The 15,688-nt window shown below is 59.4% G+C and carries 12 protein-coding genes; 11 read left to right on the forward strand and 1 reads right to left on the reverse strand.

The window, feature by feature from the left end; genetic code table 11:
• Positions 1-61: 61 nt before the first annotated feature.
• Positions 62-2,311, forward strand: coding sequence for a DEAD/DEAH box helicase (locus CQ007_RS10405; protein ID WP_105645755.1), 2,250 nt, complete (start codon positions 62-64; stop codon positions 2,309-2,311).
• A gap of 74 nt (positions 2,312-2,385) precedes the next feature.
• Here CQ007_RS10405 and CQ007_RS19010 read toward each other — a convergent pair whose 3' ends face one another.
• The gene (locus tag CQ007_RS19010) at positions 2,386-2,529 is read right to left on the reverse strand and encodes a hypothetical protein (protein WP_177424325.1); all 144 of its coding nucleotides are present in this window, start codon (positions 2,527-2,529) and stop codon (positions 2,386-2,388) included.
• Between the two features lie 426 nt (positions 2,530-2,955).
• On the opposite strand from CQ007_RS19010, the gene CQ007_RS10410 reads away from it, so the two are divergent.
• From CQ007_RS10410 to CQ007_RS10455, 10 genes are all read left to right on the forward strand, one after another.
• On the forward strand, positions 2,956-3,351 hold the full coding sequence (locus tag CQ007_RS10410; RefSeq protein ID WP_105645756.1) for a DUF2946 family protein: 396 nt from the start codon (positions 2,956-2,958) through the stop codon (positions 3,349-3,351).
• 71 nt (positions 3,352-3,422) lie between these two features.
• Positions 3,423-5,579: a TonB-dependent siderophore receptor gene (locus CQ007_RS10415; protein WP_105645757.1), complete on the forward strand. Its 2,157-nt coding sequence runs from the start codon at positions 3,423-3,425 to the stop codon at positions 5,577-5,579.
• Positions 5,580-5,584: 5 nt separating this feature from the next.
• Complete coding sequence (locus CQ007_RS10420; protein ID WP_256582272.1) at positions 5,585-7,084, forward strand: PepSY domain-containing protein; 1,500 nt, start codon at positions 5,585-5,587, stop codon at positions 7,082-7,084.
• Between the two features lie 277 nt (positions 7,085-7,361).
• The gene (locus tag CQ007_RS10425; protein WP_256582268.1) at positions 7,362-9,203 is read left to right on the forward strand and encodes a TonB-dependent receptor; all 1,842 of its coding nucleotides are present in this window, start codon (positions 7,362-7,364) and stop codon (positions 9,201-9,203) included.
• Between the two features lie 2 nt (positions 9,204-9,205).
• On the forward strand, positions 9,206-9,682 hold the full coding sequence (locus CQ007_RS10430) for a copper uptake system-associated protein (protein ID WP_105645760.1): 477 nt from the start codon (positions 9,206-9,208) through the stop codon (positions 9,680-9,682).
• 184 nt (positions 9,683-9,866) lie between these two features.
• The gene (locus CQ007_RS10435) at positions 9,867-10,343 is read left to right on the forward strand and encodes a copper chaperone PCu(A)C (protein WP_105645761.1); all 477 of its coding nucleotides are present in this window, start codon (positions 9,867-9,869) and stop codon (positions 10,341-10,343) included.
• 122 nt (positions 10,344-10,465) lie between these two features.
• A complete protein-coding gene (locus tag CQ007_RS10440) occupies positions 10,466-11,104 on the forward strand; it encodes an SCO family protein (RefSeq protein WP_105645762.1) in 639 nt (212 codons plus the stop codon).
• A 302-nt stretch (positions 11,105-11,406) separates the two neighbouring features.
• Positions 11,407-13,470 carry a TonB-dependent hemoglobin/transferrin/lactoferrin family receptor gene (locus tag CQ007_RS10445; protein WP_256582270.1) on the forward strand — a complete coding sequence of 688 codons (2,064 nt, stop codon included), beginning with the start codon at positions 11,407-11,409 and terminating at the stop codon, positions 13,468-13,470.
• 9 nt (positions 13,471-13,479) lie between these two features.
• Entirely contained in the window at positions 13,480-14,361 is an 882-nt protein-coding gene (locus tag CQ007_RS10450; protein WP_105645764.1) for an MbnP family copper-binding protein, read from the forward strand.
• A complete protein-coding gene (locus CQ007_RS10455; RefSeq protein WP_105645765.1) occupies positions 14,358-15,485 on the forward strand; it encodes a methanobactin export MATE transporter MbnM in 1,128 nt (375 codons plus the stop codon). Before CQ007_RS10450 ends, CQ007_RS10455 begins: the two co-directional genes overlap by 4 nt.
• Positions 15,486-15,688 lie beyond the last annotated feature (203 nt).

Below are 15,688 nucleotides of genomic sequence, written 5' to 3' on the forward strand. Positions count from 1 at the left end.
TGCCTATACCCGCCGGGGTGTCGTGCATGCCCTGCTTTATTCCATATCACGGAGAAGCATCATGAGCGACCTGATCCAGGGCCTTGCGGCCCCTCTTTCCCCCCTGACCATCGGTCTGACCGACTTCATCGACGAATTCGGTGACGAGCTGCTGGACTCCCTCAACCGTTCCAATCCACCGGTCTATACCGGCAACGCCCACCCGCGTCGCCAGGCCGTCATGGACTCCCTCAAGCGTACCCCTTTCCCTGCCCAGGCAGAGGTGGTGCAGGCCATTACCGCGTTGCTGCTGGATCGCAACGAGCAGGCCGGCATCATCAATGCTGAGATGGGGACGGGCAAAACCATGATGGCCATCGCCACGGCGGCTGTCATGCATGATGCCGGCTACCGGCGGACCCTGGTCATCTCGCCACCGCACCTGGTCTACAAGTGGCGGCGCGAGATCCTCGAAACCATCCCGGACGCCCGTGTCTGGGTGCTCAACGGCCCGGATACCCTGGTCAAGCTGCTGAAGCTGCGCGACCAGTTGGGCGAGCCCTACGATGGACGCCAGGAGTTCTTCGTCCTCGGCCGAGTGCGTATGCGGATGGGCTTCCATTGGCGCCTGGCCTGCTGGCCACGGCGTGCAACGGGTGGCCAGCTTCTGGCGGGTTGTCCAGATTGTGGTCGCATCCTCGAGGACCAGGATGGCAACTTCGTCACGGTCGAGGCGTTTCAGCAGGAGGACCGGCGCCGTTGCTGTCCACACTGCCATTCTGCGCTGTGGACTCTGATGCGCCCTGGGAAATCGAATGGCGGTGACCGGCGTTCGACGATTCTGAAGTCGATGTGCCGGATACCGACCATCGGCCCGGTGCGTGCTGAACGGCTGCTCGGTGACTTTGGTGAGGACTTTCTCGCCTCGATGCTGGGTGACAACGTCAGCGAGTTCATCAACCTGATGGATGCCAAGGGCAACTTCATCTTCAGTGACCGCCAGGCTAGGCGTATGGAGCGCGCCATGGCCAACATCGAGTTCGGCTTCGGTGAAGGTGGTTACCAGCCGACGGAGTTCACCAAGCGTTATCTGCCTGATGGATTCTTCGATCTGCTGATCGTCGATGAGGGGCATGAGTACAAGAACGCCGGCTCTGCCCAGGGCCAGGCCATGGGTGTGCTGGCAGCGAAGGCACGTAAGACCCTGCTGCTGACCGGCACCCTGATGGGTGGCTACGCGGACGACTTGTACTACCTGCTGTTCCGGATACTCACCCGGCGCATGATCGAGGACGGTTACCGTCCAAACGCGCGTGGCAGCATGGCCCCTGCGGCTATGTCGTTCATGCGTGATCATGGGGTGTTGAAGGACATCTACACCGAGCGGGACAACGAGTCGCACAAGACGGCCAGGGGCAAGAAGCTCTCGGTACGCACGGTGAAGGCTCCGGGCTTCGGCCCGAAAGGCATCCATCGGTATGTACTGCCGTTCACCGTGTTCCTGAAGCTCAAGGATATCGGCAGCAACGTGCTGCCGGCCTACCAGGAAGATTTTGTCGACGTGGCTATGGATGCTGATCAGGCTTTGGCCTATCAGAAACTGGCTGGCATCTTGACCCAGGCGTTGCGCCAGGCTCTGGCCCGGCGGGATACCACCTTGCTCGGCGTTGTGCTCAACGTGCTGCTGGCCTGGCCGGACTGCTGTTTCCGTTCGGAAGTCGTCAAGCATCCTCGTACCCGGGATACGCTGGCGATGGTGCCGTCGATATTCAGTGAGGGGGAGCTGATGCCCAAGGAGCGGGCGTTGATCGACCTGTGCCTGGAGGAGAAAGCCAAAGGGCGTAAGATCCTGGCCTACACCGTCTACAGCGGGAAACGCGACACAACCTCCAGATTGAAGCGTGTCCTCGAGCAGGTCGGGCTGAAGGTGGCTGCACTGCGGGCAACTGTGGACACGTCCAGGCGAGAGGACTGGATTCTCGACCAGGTCGACCGGGGGATCGACGTACTGATCACCAACCCGGAGCTGGTGAAGACGGGGCTGGATCTGCTCGACTTCCCAACCATCGCCTTCCTGCAGACAGGTTACAACGTCTACACCCTGCAACAGGCCGCCAGGCGTTCATGGCGGATAGGTCAGAAACATCCAGTACGGGTGGTGTTCTTCGGCTACGCCGGCACCTCGCAGATTACCTGTCTGGAGCTGATGGCCAAGAAAATTGCCGTGGCACAAAGCACGTCGGGAGACGTACCGGAGTCAGGCCTCGACTCGTTGAACCAGGATGGTGATTCGGTTGAGATGGCGTTGGCCAGGCAGTTGGTAGTCAATTAAAAGGAGGTGAAAAAGAAAAACCCCGGTGTGAGCTCATAAGGCCTCTTCACCGGGGTTTTGCTTTGTAGAAAAAGTCAGTGCTGATTGATCGGCTTACGCCGAGGGGTCTCGGTACCGTATTTCTTGTCGAGATGACCAGCAACAAACCACCCAATCACGGTAGCAATGGACAGAGTGCCGACGACAAAAGCGGTGAGCGAGTAGATAGTAAAGGTCATCACTTTTCTCCGTATTCAGTGGCTGGGGAAATTGCTTTGGTCAACTGTATCACAAGAGACAAAAGCTGATAGGTAACCCCCTACGACGCGCTGAATGAGATGAGTGGGGGACCCCTTTCGGTAATTACACTGACAGCTGCCACTGCAACGAGGCTGAATCCCCCGCTCTTATGTACCAGGTCGGTGAATGACCTGGTGGCGATAGAAAGTAACACACTCATGATCTGCGTGTGACACAGTGTCTCACCTGGTCCGGCTTGCGTTTAATGACGAGTTGATTTACAACACTAGCTGGAGGAGCTATGAGTAGGTTGGTGACTGGAATCACCCAACTCTGTTATCCCGGTCTTAATTCAGACGTAAATTAGAATCGATCGAAGCTTCTCCAGCGTATGCTATATAAAATTTTGGTGGCAGACTTCACCCATGAAACTGGCTCGCAAAGACCGCTCACTGACTGCTTGGGTGCTGTACTTCAGCGTCCTGATCAGTGCGTTTGCCTGCGCGTACAGCCACGGGCAGATGGCTAGCCTGCAACTTAGCGGCCTGGACATCCAATACTGCTCATTGGATGGCAGATTTAACGCGGACGCTGAGCTTGAGGCCTTCGGTATCATTCCGCTGAAGCCGACGACCGGTTCCAATTGCGCCCTCGCCAGCCTGTTTTGTGCGATCATTTTGGCTGCGTTCTTCGGTCTTCTCGGGTTGCTCGTTGCCGAGCGAATGAGGCCGTTGCCCGCTCAGCATCTTACTCGAATCGTTCGTTATCGCTGGCCCCCTGCCAACCCCCGTGCCTCTCCCACGCTGCTTCCTGCTCTCTGAGATCATCCGCGTACAGCTTGTGCCGTAACACGTGTGCGTCGGTTTATTAAATAAAAGCCTGGAAGTCATGCATGTATCGTATAACGATCCTGGCGCTGCTGGTTGGCAGTGCCTCTTTTGCTTGGGCGCAAGAAGACGCCCTAACCCTACCCGCCAGTACTGTATCCGCAGTTGCCCCAGAGTCTGGAGATGCCACAGGCATCAACCTGGACAAAAGCATCGAAAGCGGTACGCGCCTCAACCTCAGCGCTCGTGAAAACCCAGCCTCGGTCAGCGTGGCTGACCGGGCAACCATGGAACGCCTGGGAGTGCGCAACTTCCAAGATGCCGCCAATGCTTTGCCCGGCGTTAACGCTTCGGCACCACCCGGACACGGCGGTTACGTGGCTTTTCGTGGTTTTAATGGCGCGCAGATCGGTCAACTTTTCAATGGCATTAATCTGCAGTACGGCGCTTCGGCACGCCCCGTCGGAGCGTGGATCTATGACCGTGTGGAACTGCTTGGTGGGCCTTCGTCCTTCCTCAACGGCAGCGGTGCGGTCGGCGGTAGCCTGAACTACATCACCAAGCTGGCCAGCCGTGAAACTGACAGCCTGGAAGGGCGCGTCAGCTACTCACGCTACGACACTTGGGAAACCGCGATCGGCCTCAACCAGGCGCTTAACAAGGGAGATGGGGCCCGTCATTATGTGCGGCTGGACTACAGCCGCACTCATACCAATGGTTACATTGACCGCCAGGAAAACGGCGCGGGCAACCTCGCGTTTTCTCTGCTCAGCGACATCAATGACCAGCTCTCCCATACGCTGGCTATCGAGTACCTGGAGGAGAAAGAAGACAGCCCGTATTGGGGAACACCCGTGTTTCAGCCACTGCTTGGCAAGCTGCATATCGACAGACGTAACCGTTTCAACAACTACAACGTCGAGGACGGTCGCTACGAACAACGCACTCGTTGGCTGCGTTCGATCACCGATTACCGCCTCAATGACGCCACTCAGCTGCGCAACACCTTCTACCATTACAAGGGACAGCGTGATTACCGCAACCTCGAGCGTTATCGCTACAATACCGATAATACCGAGGTGATCCGCTCTGCCGCCTACCGTCAGCGCCATGAGCAGGAGATGAACGGTAACCGTATTGAGCTCACTCACACGGGGACGATGTTCGGCCTGAGCAGCGACTGGGCTTTTGGTCTGGAATATAGTCGCAACCAGCAGGCCAACTACCCGCTGTCCATTTCGTCAGATTTCGATACCGTCGATCCCAATGGTTTCGACCCAGGAAGATTTCTCGATATCCCGGGTATGGATGCCTCTCGCACCAAGGGTCGTAGCACCAGGAACGACACTTCTTCTGCCTTTATTGAGAATCGCACCCGCCTGACCGATCAGCTGGCGCTGGTCACCGCGTTACGTTACGACCATCTCGACTTCGAGGTGCTCGAACATGCGACTCGCACCGAGCTGGACCGCCGCTGGGATGCCTTCACCGGGCGTGTAGGCCTGATCTATGACTTGACCAATTCCGTTAGCCTCTACACTCAATATAGCACCTCAGCAGAGCCCCCAGGCGGCGCCCTGACCAGTGCCTCGGTCGGACAGGTCTCCGACTTCGATCTGGGGTCCGGTCGGCAGTTCGAGCTCGGAACCAAATTCAATTTCCTCGACGGGCGCGGCTCGGCCACAGCGGCGGCGTATCGCATCGTACGCAAGAACATCACCGTGCCGTCCTCGACGGTGCCGAATACCACTGAGCAGGCGGGTCAACAGACCTCCACCGGTATCGAGCTGGCGGCCTCGTTCAAGATCACCCCGCAGTTGCTGGCCGCAGGTAACGTCGCTTGGGTACGGGCAGAGTACGACGACTTTAACGAAACCGTTAGCGGTGTGGTGATATCGCGCAAGGGCAAGAATCCGGTGAATATCCCCGATCGCGTCGCCAACCTCTGGCTGACCTACGACCTGACGCCTGACTGGCAGGTGGGAGCGGACGCCCGCTACGTTTCCTCGGTCTATGCCAATACCGCCAATAGCATGTGGGTGCCGTCATATACGGTCTATGGAATGTTCCTGAAGCACGACCTGGACGTCCATACTGAGCTGAGTGCGCGTCTTCGCAATCTTACCGACGAAACCTATGCCCGCTTCATCCACCAGAGCAACACCCAGTACTACCTGGGTGAGCCGCGCAGCCTGGAAGTGGCTGTGCAGTGGCGCTACTGATGGGGCTGAAACGACAGCTGTACCTCTGGCATCGCTGGCTGGGTATCGCCCTGTGCTTGCTGATGGCGCTGTGGTTCGTCTCCGGGGTGGTGATGCTCTATGTAGGCTATCCCAAACTGACCCCGAGCGAACGCCTCGGCCATCTGCCAGTCCTGCCGACGGCATGTTGCGCCGAGGTGCCTGTGCAGTGGGCGCAGACGCCGTTGCAGCGGCTGCGCCTGACCAGTCTGGGTGGCCAGCCGTTCTATCTGCTGGAGCTGGTCGATGGGCAGCGGGTGACGCTTGATGCACTTAGTGGCGAGCCGCTGGAACGTGTCGATGAAGCCTGGGTGCTGGCTGGTGCCCGACAGTTTGCCGGAAATGCAGCCCTGAACTACCGCGGACAGGTCAACGAGGACGTCTGGACACATTCGCGTGCCCTCGATGTCGAGCGTCCTCTGCATCTGGTCGAACTGGGAGATGGCGAACGAACCTGGCTTTACCTTTCCGGTAGAACCGGCGAGGTGGTGCGCGACGCTAGCCGCACCGAACGCGTGTGGAACTGGGTGGGTGCTTGGTTACACTGGCTCTATCCATTACGCGGTGGCTTTGGTTTCGACAATGGCTGGCGTGTGCTGGTGATCGGTTTGTCCCTGCTCGGCACGGCCATGGCCGTGCTGGGCATGGTGGTCGGCGTGCTGCGCTGGCGTTTCCGAAAACCCTATCGCAGCGGCTCACGTAGCCCATACCCCGGGGGCTGGCCGCGTTGGCACCATATTGGCGGATTGCTGTTCGGTGTTGTGCTGGTAGCCTGGATATTCAGTGGTTTGATGTCCATGCGGCCCTGGGGGACCACTGACAGTCGTTCGCACCTTGATCCTGCGCTGATGCAGGGCGGCGCTCTGCGGGCTATAGACCTTCCACTCTCGGTCAGCAGCGCACTGCAGCTGGTGCGTACGGAACTGGATGTGGTTGAGCTGGAATGGCGCCGCCTGGATGGTAGCACCTACCTGGTGGCGCGAGATGCGACCGGCGAGAGCCGCATACTGTACGGCCAGACCCTGCAGCGCCAGTTCTCCCGCGAGCGACTGCTCATTGCGGCCAGCATCATGGCGCCGGATAGAGCTTTGGAAAGCGACTGGCTTGAGCGCTTCGACAGCTACTACTTCGCCCGCGATGCGCAGAGCATGTACGGCTTCCAGAGCCGACCGCTGCCGGTGCTGCGGGTCCGCTTCGAAGATGCCGAGCAGACCTGGATTTACCTAGACCCAGCGAGTGGCGAGATGGTTGCGCGGCATGACCAGCGTCAGCGCATAGGCCGCTGGCTGTTCAACCTGCTGCATAGCTGGGATTGGCAGCCGCTGTTGGAACGCCCGCTGCTGCGCGAAGCCTTGATCATCGTTTTCAGTCTAGGCGGCTTGGTAATCTGCCTCAGCGGTACGGTGCTGGGGTGGCGCCGACTGCGCCCCCGACGCAGACGGCGGCGTGAGGCGAAACCAGCGCAACTGCGGGGGCAAGTGCGATGACTGCGGCCATGCCATCACCCACTCGGCAGTGCCTAGTGCAAATGATGCCCCTGGATCGGCGTGATGATTGTGCTCGGTGTGATCTTTACGCTGCTGGGTGCTTCGTTGCTGCTGGTTTTCGCGCTCGACCGGCTGTTCGGCTTTCTGCGACCTGCCATGAAAACTGCTTGAACTCGCCATAAGGAAAACAAGGATGCCTCACATATTTACCCTGCGCAGTAGCCTTAGTCTGCTGATTTGCGCAAGTGCCCTGCCTGTCTGGGCTGCCGAGCCCATTATGGAGCTGCCGGCCGTCACGGTGGTTGGCTCGGCCATCATCGATCAGAACCATGTCGACCGCTTCGCTAGTCTGGCAACGGTGGTCGACGAGCAGCAGATTCGCGATCTCAATGCTCTTGATCTATCTTCGGCGTTGCGGCGTACCCCAGGTGTCACGGTTTCGCGGTTCAACCCGGTCGGTTCCTTCGGCGGCGCGGAGGGCGGCGCGGTCTATATCCGAGGCATGGGTGCCAGCCGCCCAGGTAGCGAGATCAAGACCTATATTGACGGTGTACCTTTCTACATGCCGGTGTGGAATCATCCGCTGCTCGACCTGCTGCCGGTCAACGGCATGCAGCGCATCAGTGTGTACAAGGGGCCGCAGCCGCAGCAGTTCGGTAACGCCTTCGCCGCCATCGATCTCACCCCACGCCAGGCTGAGGCCGGCGACAATCATCACGGCGAACTGCGGCTCACCGGTGGCAGCTTCCGTACCTTTACCGAGCAGGTCTTGTTGACCGGGCGCAGCGGCGCGTGGGATTACTCACTCGCGCAGGGTGCTGCGCGCTCCGACGGTGACCGCGACGATGGCGACGGCCGCCTGAGCAACGGCATGGCCCGCATCGGCTACCGTATTGGCGACAATTGGTCGGCCAGCCTATTGACCTTGCATGCCGACAACCGGGCCTCCGACCCGGGCCAGAAGGGGTTACCGAACACCAAAAATGGCGAGTTCAACACCCGTGGCACGCTGGTCGCGCTGTCGCTGGAGCATGACTACGAGCAGGCCCAGGGCAGCATCAAGCTGTATCGTAACGAGGGACGTGGTAGTGCTCTGGATCAGTCCGGGCTGGATGGCGACACCATCACCGACTTCACCATGCAGGGCATGCGCTGGCAGGAGAGTCTGCAGCCTTGGCAAGGAGGAAAGGTCGCGTTGGGTCTGGATGTGGACGAGACGGAGGGCGAGGTTAAGTTCCGCCGTGTCTTGCCTGCGCCGCAGGATCGCTTTGACACGCCGACCTTGCGCCTGACTTCGCCATACATTGCGCTGAGCCAGGCCATCGAATTGAGTCAGGACTGGACGCTGACCCCCTCGGCCGGTATCCGACACTACGACCATAACGTTTACCAAAGTAGCAACGCGCCGCATGCCGGCCTGTTGCTGTCGACGGACAATGTGGAGTTTCGTGCGAATGCTTCGCGTGGCATCAACTATCCCGGCCTGGAAACTTCGGTGTTGTCGCACCTGATCCCGGCACTCGGGCAGAGCTGGAGAAAGCTGGAGCCTGAGCGCGTCGACCATCAGGAACTGGGCGTCAAGTTCAACCCCTTCGCCGACACCACCCTGGATATCGCGGTATTCAAGGATAAGCTCAAGGATCGTTACCTGTTCGCCTTCCCGCCAGCGGTATCGCAGCCGGCTTATGTCAACCTCGGCGACTACGAGATGCGCGGTGCCGAGACGAGTTGGCAACAACGCTGGACATCCAACTGGAGCAGTTTCGTCGGTTTCACCTGGCTCGACCCGAGCCTGAAGACGTTGCCCTATGCGCCGAAGCGTTCGCTGTCGGTGGGTACCACCTATGAGATCGGGCCATGGCGCCTGAACGCCGATGCGCAATACCAGAGTTCGATGTACGTACTGCAACAGGAGCGCACCGAGGGTGCCAGCAACTTCGAGAAGGTCGACGCCTTCACGGTGGTCAACCTGCGTGTCGGCCACGCCGTGCCGGCTATGGGTGAGGTGGGGGAGGTGTTCGTTGCCCTGGAGAACCTGTTCGACCGCGGTTACGCCTACCGCACGGGTTATCCGATGCCGGGCACTTCGGCGCAAATGGGCGTGAGAATGGGATTTTGAACATGAAAATAATTCCAGCGCAGTGGGGCAAGAGGATGCTGATGATGAATATCGTACGGGTTATGGCCTTGGGCGTTGCGTTGTTGTCTGCGGGCGCCTGGGCAGGCGAAAGCGAGGATAGTCAGGCCATCAAGCACCTGATGAAGCACACCTGGGAGCGGCCCAACGCGCCGCTACAGGTCAAGCCGGTTACCGTCGAAGAGGATTACGCCATCGCCGGGTGGACGCAGGACGAGCGAGGCGGGCGTGCCTTGCTGCAACGTACGGACGGTGCCTGGCGCGTGCTTATTTGCGCGGGTGATGGCCTTCTGGAAGAAGCGCTGTTGCTGGATGTCGGGCTTGATGCTGGGCAGACGGAGCGTTTGCTGACGCGCACGCGTGAGGCCGAGCGCGGCCTTTCTGACGCACACTTGGCGCGTCTGGCGCTATTTGGTAGGCCCGTCAGGGTCGACTCCGAGCATAGCCACTCGGCTCACTGAGCCTGTGCGAGTAAATAGATAGCTGTGATTGGGCTTCGTCATGTTACATGCCACATCATCTCTATGTCCTCGGAGCCGATTATCGGGCCATCGACAAACTGACTCCCGGCGACGGTTGCGCACTGTATGCCGGGTTAACCCTGGATTTCTGATGTTTTCGTTTTTCCACAAGGAGGCAATACCCATGACACTAAAGAAAACCCTGATCGGACTGTCCCTACTGCTGCCGACTCTGTTGGTGCAGGCCCACGAATATGAGGCCGGCCAGCTGCATATCGACCACCCCTGGTCCCGTGAGATGCCGCCAGTGGCGCCGACTGCTGCTGCCTATTTCGTGATCCACAACAAGGGCAGCGAAGCTGATCGTCTGCTGCGTGCCAGTACACCGGTGGCGGGCAAAGCCGAGCTGCACGAGCATGTGCACGCGGACGGCATGATGAAAATGCAGGAAGTCAAGGTGGTCACGATCCCTGCCGGTGGGGAGGTGGCGTTCGAGCCTATGGGGTATCACGTCATGCTTCTGGACGTGACGCAGCAAGCCAAGGATGGAGAGCACTTTCCGCTGACACTGACCTTCGAGAAGGCTGGCGAGGTCGAGGTCGAGGTCGCAGTGCATAAGGAAGCACCGGCCGGCTATGACCACGGTGAACACCACCACTGATGCCTCTTACAGCCCGTAACGTTTCTATCTTGCGGGCTTTCGTTGGGATTGTGTTGTTTCGCTTGGCTTCGCCAGCTGGCTGACGGTGACGTGGGCTATAGCGTCTTATAAATGGAGTAGGTATGTCTATTTCACGTAACTGGCTGTTGTTTTTACTGCCCCTTTTTTTACTCGGTGGCGGAGGTGTCCTTGGTTTAATGAATTCCAAGTCGTCGCCAGAGGCAGCGCAATTGGCCCAAGCAGGAATAATCCTGCTGCCAGCGGCGCGAGAGCTGACAGAGGTCTATATCGACACAATCGATGGCCAGCGCTTCAGTCCGGCCTTTTTCGAGGGAAGATGGACGTTGGTGCTATTCGGCTATACCTACTGCCCGGACATCTGTCCTGCGACGTTAAGTGAGCTGCAGCGGATTCGGGCTGCAATGCCGGAGGAGGTACGAAATCGACTGGGGGTAACCATGATTAGTGTTGATCCTCAGCGCGATACCCATGAGCGCTTGCAGCAGTATATGAACTACTTCGATCCGGCTTTTATGGGCATGACTGGTGAGATTTCGGAAGTGCAGAAGGCTTCTTCTCTCATGGGGCAGGCTTTTGTGCCGGGCAATACTAGCAAAGAGCATTACACGGTGGATCACAGTGGCAACTTGGCGCTGATCGATCCTCAGGGACGGCAGGTGGGCTATGTTCGTGGGCCATTGCGGGAGTCCGAATTGATTCAGCAGCTTCCTAAGTTACTGCGGCTTGATGTCTTGCCGTGACGCCATGAGGTGCTGCTGGTACGGCCTCCAGCCAACCATCTTGTTTCTGAGAAGACAGCAGCAATGCTTGGTACTTATCTGTGGCGGTTTATCGCACTGAGTCCATTGCACTACGGGTTATTAGGATCACTGAAAGAGGTAAAGGCCCTTGTTGGAGGGGCTTTGTGTGTCATCCCGACCATCGACAGGCCGCTGTTCAGCGGCGCTTGATGAAGACCAGAAAAGGACGGGCATCGCCCGACATTTCTCTGCTGTGGTCCGTGGCTCGTGCCTGTCGATAACAACGAGAAGGAATGCAATTAATGTACGATTTTTCCCTTTTGTCAGCTATACCGCGTAAGCCGCTGGTGCGTGCCATCCGACGGGTATGTGTCCTGCCAGTGCTATTCTGCGGCGTCGCCCTGGCGGCCGAGATGAGCGTGGACTCGCTGCTGCTTGACAGCACCACGGTGACGGCTACCCGCACCAGTAACAGCGTTTTCGAGCTGCCCGTATCGGTTTCCACCGTGACCCGTGAAGAGCTGGATGACGCTCAGGCCGATACCCTGTCACGGGTGCTGCGCAGCGTGCCGGGGGTGAACTATGGCGGCGGCCCGCGCCCGGCGGCGCAGAGCCCGGCCATTCGCGGTCTGCAGGGTCCTCGGGTGATCCTGACGGTGGATGGCGCGCGGCGTAACAACGAAGGCGGGGTCAACACTCCGCTGTTGCTCGACCCGGATTTCATCCGCCAGGTCGATGTGGTGCGTGGGCCGATGTCGGCTGCCTACGGCAGTGGTGGACTGGGTGGGGTGATGGCCTTCGATACCATTCGCGCCGAGGATTTCGTCGAGCCCGGTGAGGTGTTCGGTGGGCGTCTCAAGGCGGGTTACCGCAGCGCCACGGAGGCTTTTTCCAGCAACCTGACGGCTGCCGCGATGGGCGAGCGTGCGGACGTACTGGCCAGTGTCACTTACCGCAATTACGACAGCATCCACACCGGCAAGGGCGGTGAACATGCCGAATACCCCAATGACGGTGATCTACAGAGTGCTCTGTTCAAAACCGGCTTCAGCCTCAATGAGTTCAATCGCTTCGATCTGGCCTATCAGAGCTTCGATGACGAGTTCGTCGGGCCGACTAACCCTGGTGGCAACCTGTTGTTCCCGTTCGACCAGGAACTGCGCCGCCGTCAGGAGCAGTACAGCGGCAGCTGGAGCTTTCAGAATGCCGGGCAGTCACTCATCGACGGCAAGCTGAGCCTGTACAAGACGCGTTTTAAGCTCGATGGTGAGAGCCGTTCCGTGCCTCGCCAGCCGGATACCACGACCATGACCGAGACAGTCGGTGGCAGCTTGCAGAACAGCAGCCGCTTAGCCATGGGCGACTGGGTGCAGCACCGCTTCACCTATGGCGTGGACTTCTACAAGGACACCAGCGTGAACACCTCCAACGGTCAGGGCAATTCGGTGCTGCCAGATGGCGAGTTGCGCTCGCTGGGCGGCTTCGTGCAGGACGAAATCAGCTTCCTGGAAAAATGGACGCTGATCGGTGCGTTGCGCCACGACGACTATCAACTGACTTCGCCAGGGCAGAGCAGCACTAGTCACAACCGGTTATCGCCGAAGATCGCGTTGAAGTATCAGCCTTGGGAGCCACTCGGCGTCTTCATCAGCTACGGCGAGGCTTTCCGTGCACCGACGTTGACCGAGATGTTCGGCAACCTCAACACCAACCGGGCGTTGTTCAACTTCAGGCCCAACTCGGCGCTCAAACCGGAGCTGAGTCGTACCAAGGAAGCCGGCTTCACCCTCGACATGGCCAATCTGCTGGCGGCGGGTGACCAGTTGCGCTTCAAGGCCACCTACTTCGATGAAGAGGTCAAGGATCTGATCGACCAACAAGTGGTGGGCACCTACGTACGCGAGGCACCCTTCGCCGGTACTGGTCTGGTCTTCCAGCGTCGCAACGTTGCCGAAGCCGAGCGCCATGGAGGAGAGATCGAGGCCGCTTACCAGTATGAGCGCCTGTCAGTGGGCCTAGGCTATTCGCGCATGCGTTCGCGCAACGCCGAGACCCATGATCACCTCTACTCGCCGCCGGACAAGTTGACCCTGGCCATGCAGTACCGCCTGGATGACAACTGGTCGCTGAACTATCAGGGGCAGTTCGTTCAGGCCCAGGATTATGACGCGACTGTACTGCGGCAGCGTGCCGGCTACGGCTTGCACGATATTGGCGTGGCCTACGAGACAAGGCAGTACCGCGTCGATCTGGGCGTAAGCAACCTGTTCGACAAGGCCTATGCTACTTATCAGCAGTCCCAGGCCAACACCTTCAGCTACGAGGAAGGCCGTAGCGTCAATCTCACGCTGAGCATGCGTTTCTAGGAGGTGGGCATGAACACGTCGAAGTGTTTTGGCTTGCTCGCTTCTGCCGCCCTGGTGGGGGCGTGCAGTCACCCTGTCACGCACGAGGCTCAATCGCAGAGCATTGCCTTCGAGCTGCTGGCCAATGGCCAGTCAGCGCGCTGCTCCGCACCGCTTGGACCGTTGGGGCGTGATCAGATACCGGCGCAGTTGCACGATGCGCGTTTCTACGTGCAGGACGTCGTACTGATCGCTAAAGATGGCCGCCACGTACCGCTACAACTGACAACCAGCGATTGGCAGAACGCCAATGTGGCGCTGCTCGACTTCGAGGATGGCAGCGGCCAATGCGTGGGTGGCACACCCGAGACCAATCATGAGGTGCGTGGCAGCATTCCGCCTGGCGATTACGTTGGCCTGGCACTGACCCTCGGCGTACCGCCAGGGCTCAATCACACCAGCACCGAGCTGGAGCCGCCGCCGCTGGATATCGCCGCCATGGGATGGAGTTGGCAGGCCGGCCGCAAGTTCGCCAAGCTCGAGGTCGATCCGCAGGGCGGGGCGGCCAAGGTCGATGGCTCGCGTTCGGCGACCTGGTATGTGCACCTGGGCTCCACAGGTTGCACGGGCAATCCGGTTACGGGCGAGACGGTCAGTTGCCTGCGCGGCAATCGCCTGCCGCTGCTGTTCGAACGCTTCGATCCACGGCAGGATGCTGTCGTGGTCGACTTGTCCGCGTTGCTCGCTGGCAGCGACATCGGTCGTGATCAGGGCATGGCGGTGGGTTGCATGAGTGGCCCGGACGATCCCGAGTGCGGCCCGGTATTCGAGCGCCTGGGGCTGAGTCTGCAGAGCGGTGAGCCGCTGCAGCCTGGGCATTCACCGAGTGTCGCGCGCGGGGCGCGGCCATGAAGTTGGGGCGAATCTGCTGTGGTCTGGCAGGTCTGCTATTGAGCCTGTCGGGTATGGCGGTCGAGGGCTGGGACTGGCAACTGCCTTCACACGTGCCGGAGCCCCGTGTGCCACAGGATAATCCGATGAGTGCGGCGAAAGTCGAGCTAGGCCGGCACTTGTTCTACGACCCGCGTTTGTCCGGCAATGGCACCCAGTCCTGCGCTACTTGTCATGTGCAGGAGCAAGCCTTCAGTGATGGCAAGGTACTGTCCACCGGCAGTACGGGGGAAACTACCCACCGCAATGCCCCCGGGCTGGCCAATGTCGCTTGGCATGCCACCTACAACTGGGCCAATCCTGCCATCGTCACGTTGGAGAGGCAGATGGAGGTGCCGTTGTTCGGTGACGACCCGGTGGAAATGGGCATCACCGATGGCAATCGGGCCCAGGTGCTGCAGCGCTTGCGTGATGAGCCACTTTACCCGCCACTGTTCACAGCGGCATTTCCCGAGCAGGACGAGCCGCTGAGCATGGGCTCGGTGATTAAGGCGATTGCCGCCTTCGAGCGCAGCCTAATTGCTGTCGACAGCCGCTATGACCGTTATCTGCAAGGGCAGGGCGGATTGACGGCCTCCGAGCTGCGCGGCAAGGATCTGTTCTTCAGCGAAAAGGCCGAGTGTCATCACTGTCATGGCAGCTTCAACTTTAACGACCAGGTCGTGCATGCCCGCTCGCGCCAGGTGGAGATGCCCTTTCATAACACTGGTTTGTACAACCTCAATGGTGAGGGCGCTTATCCCTTCCCCAATCGCGGCGTCTTTGAGCTCAGTGGCGAGCCGCGCGACATGGGCGCTTTTCGTGCACCCAGCCTGCGCAACGTGGCGTTGACTGCGCCCTATTTCCATGACGGCAGTGCAGCCACTTTGCGCGAAGTGCTGGGCTTCTACTCGCAGGGCGGACGCAACGTCGAGCATGGCCCCAGGAGTGGCGATGGCCGGCTCAATCCGTACAAGAGCGGGCTAATCGTGCGCGTTGGTTTCAGCGAGCAGGAAATCGGTGACCTACTGGCCTTTCTCGAAAGCCTAACCGATGAATCGTTGCTGCGTAAATCTGCTCATTCGGACCCCTGGCAAGGGGATTAACGATTGTAGATATCCATTAATGCTTGCCATCATTTTTGGAGAGAATGATTACTGTGAGTCACGCCGAGTTTCCTGGAGACCATTTCGTTTAGGTCAGGCAATCACGGCCTGAGCGGTGTGTTGCTGGTAGTAGTGTGCCCCGGCGTCCGTTGGCGATATATATCCAATCGAGCTCAGTAGCTGCTGGTGGTTATACCAGTGAA

Origin of the sequence: Pseudomonas sp. MYb185 (assembly GCF_002979975.1) — a bacterium.
Lineage (GTDB): Bacteria > Pseudomonadota > Gammaproteobacteria > Pseudomonadales > Pseudomonadaceae > Halopseudomonas.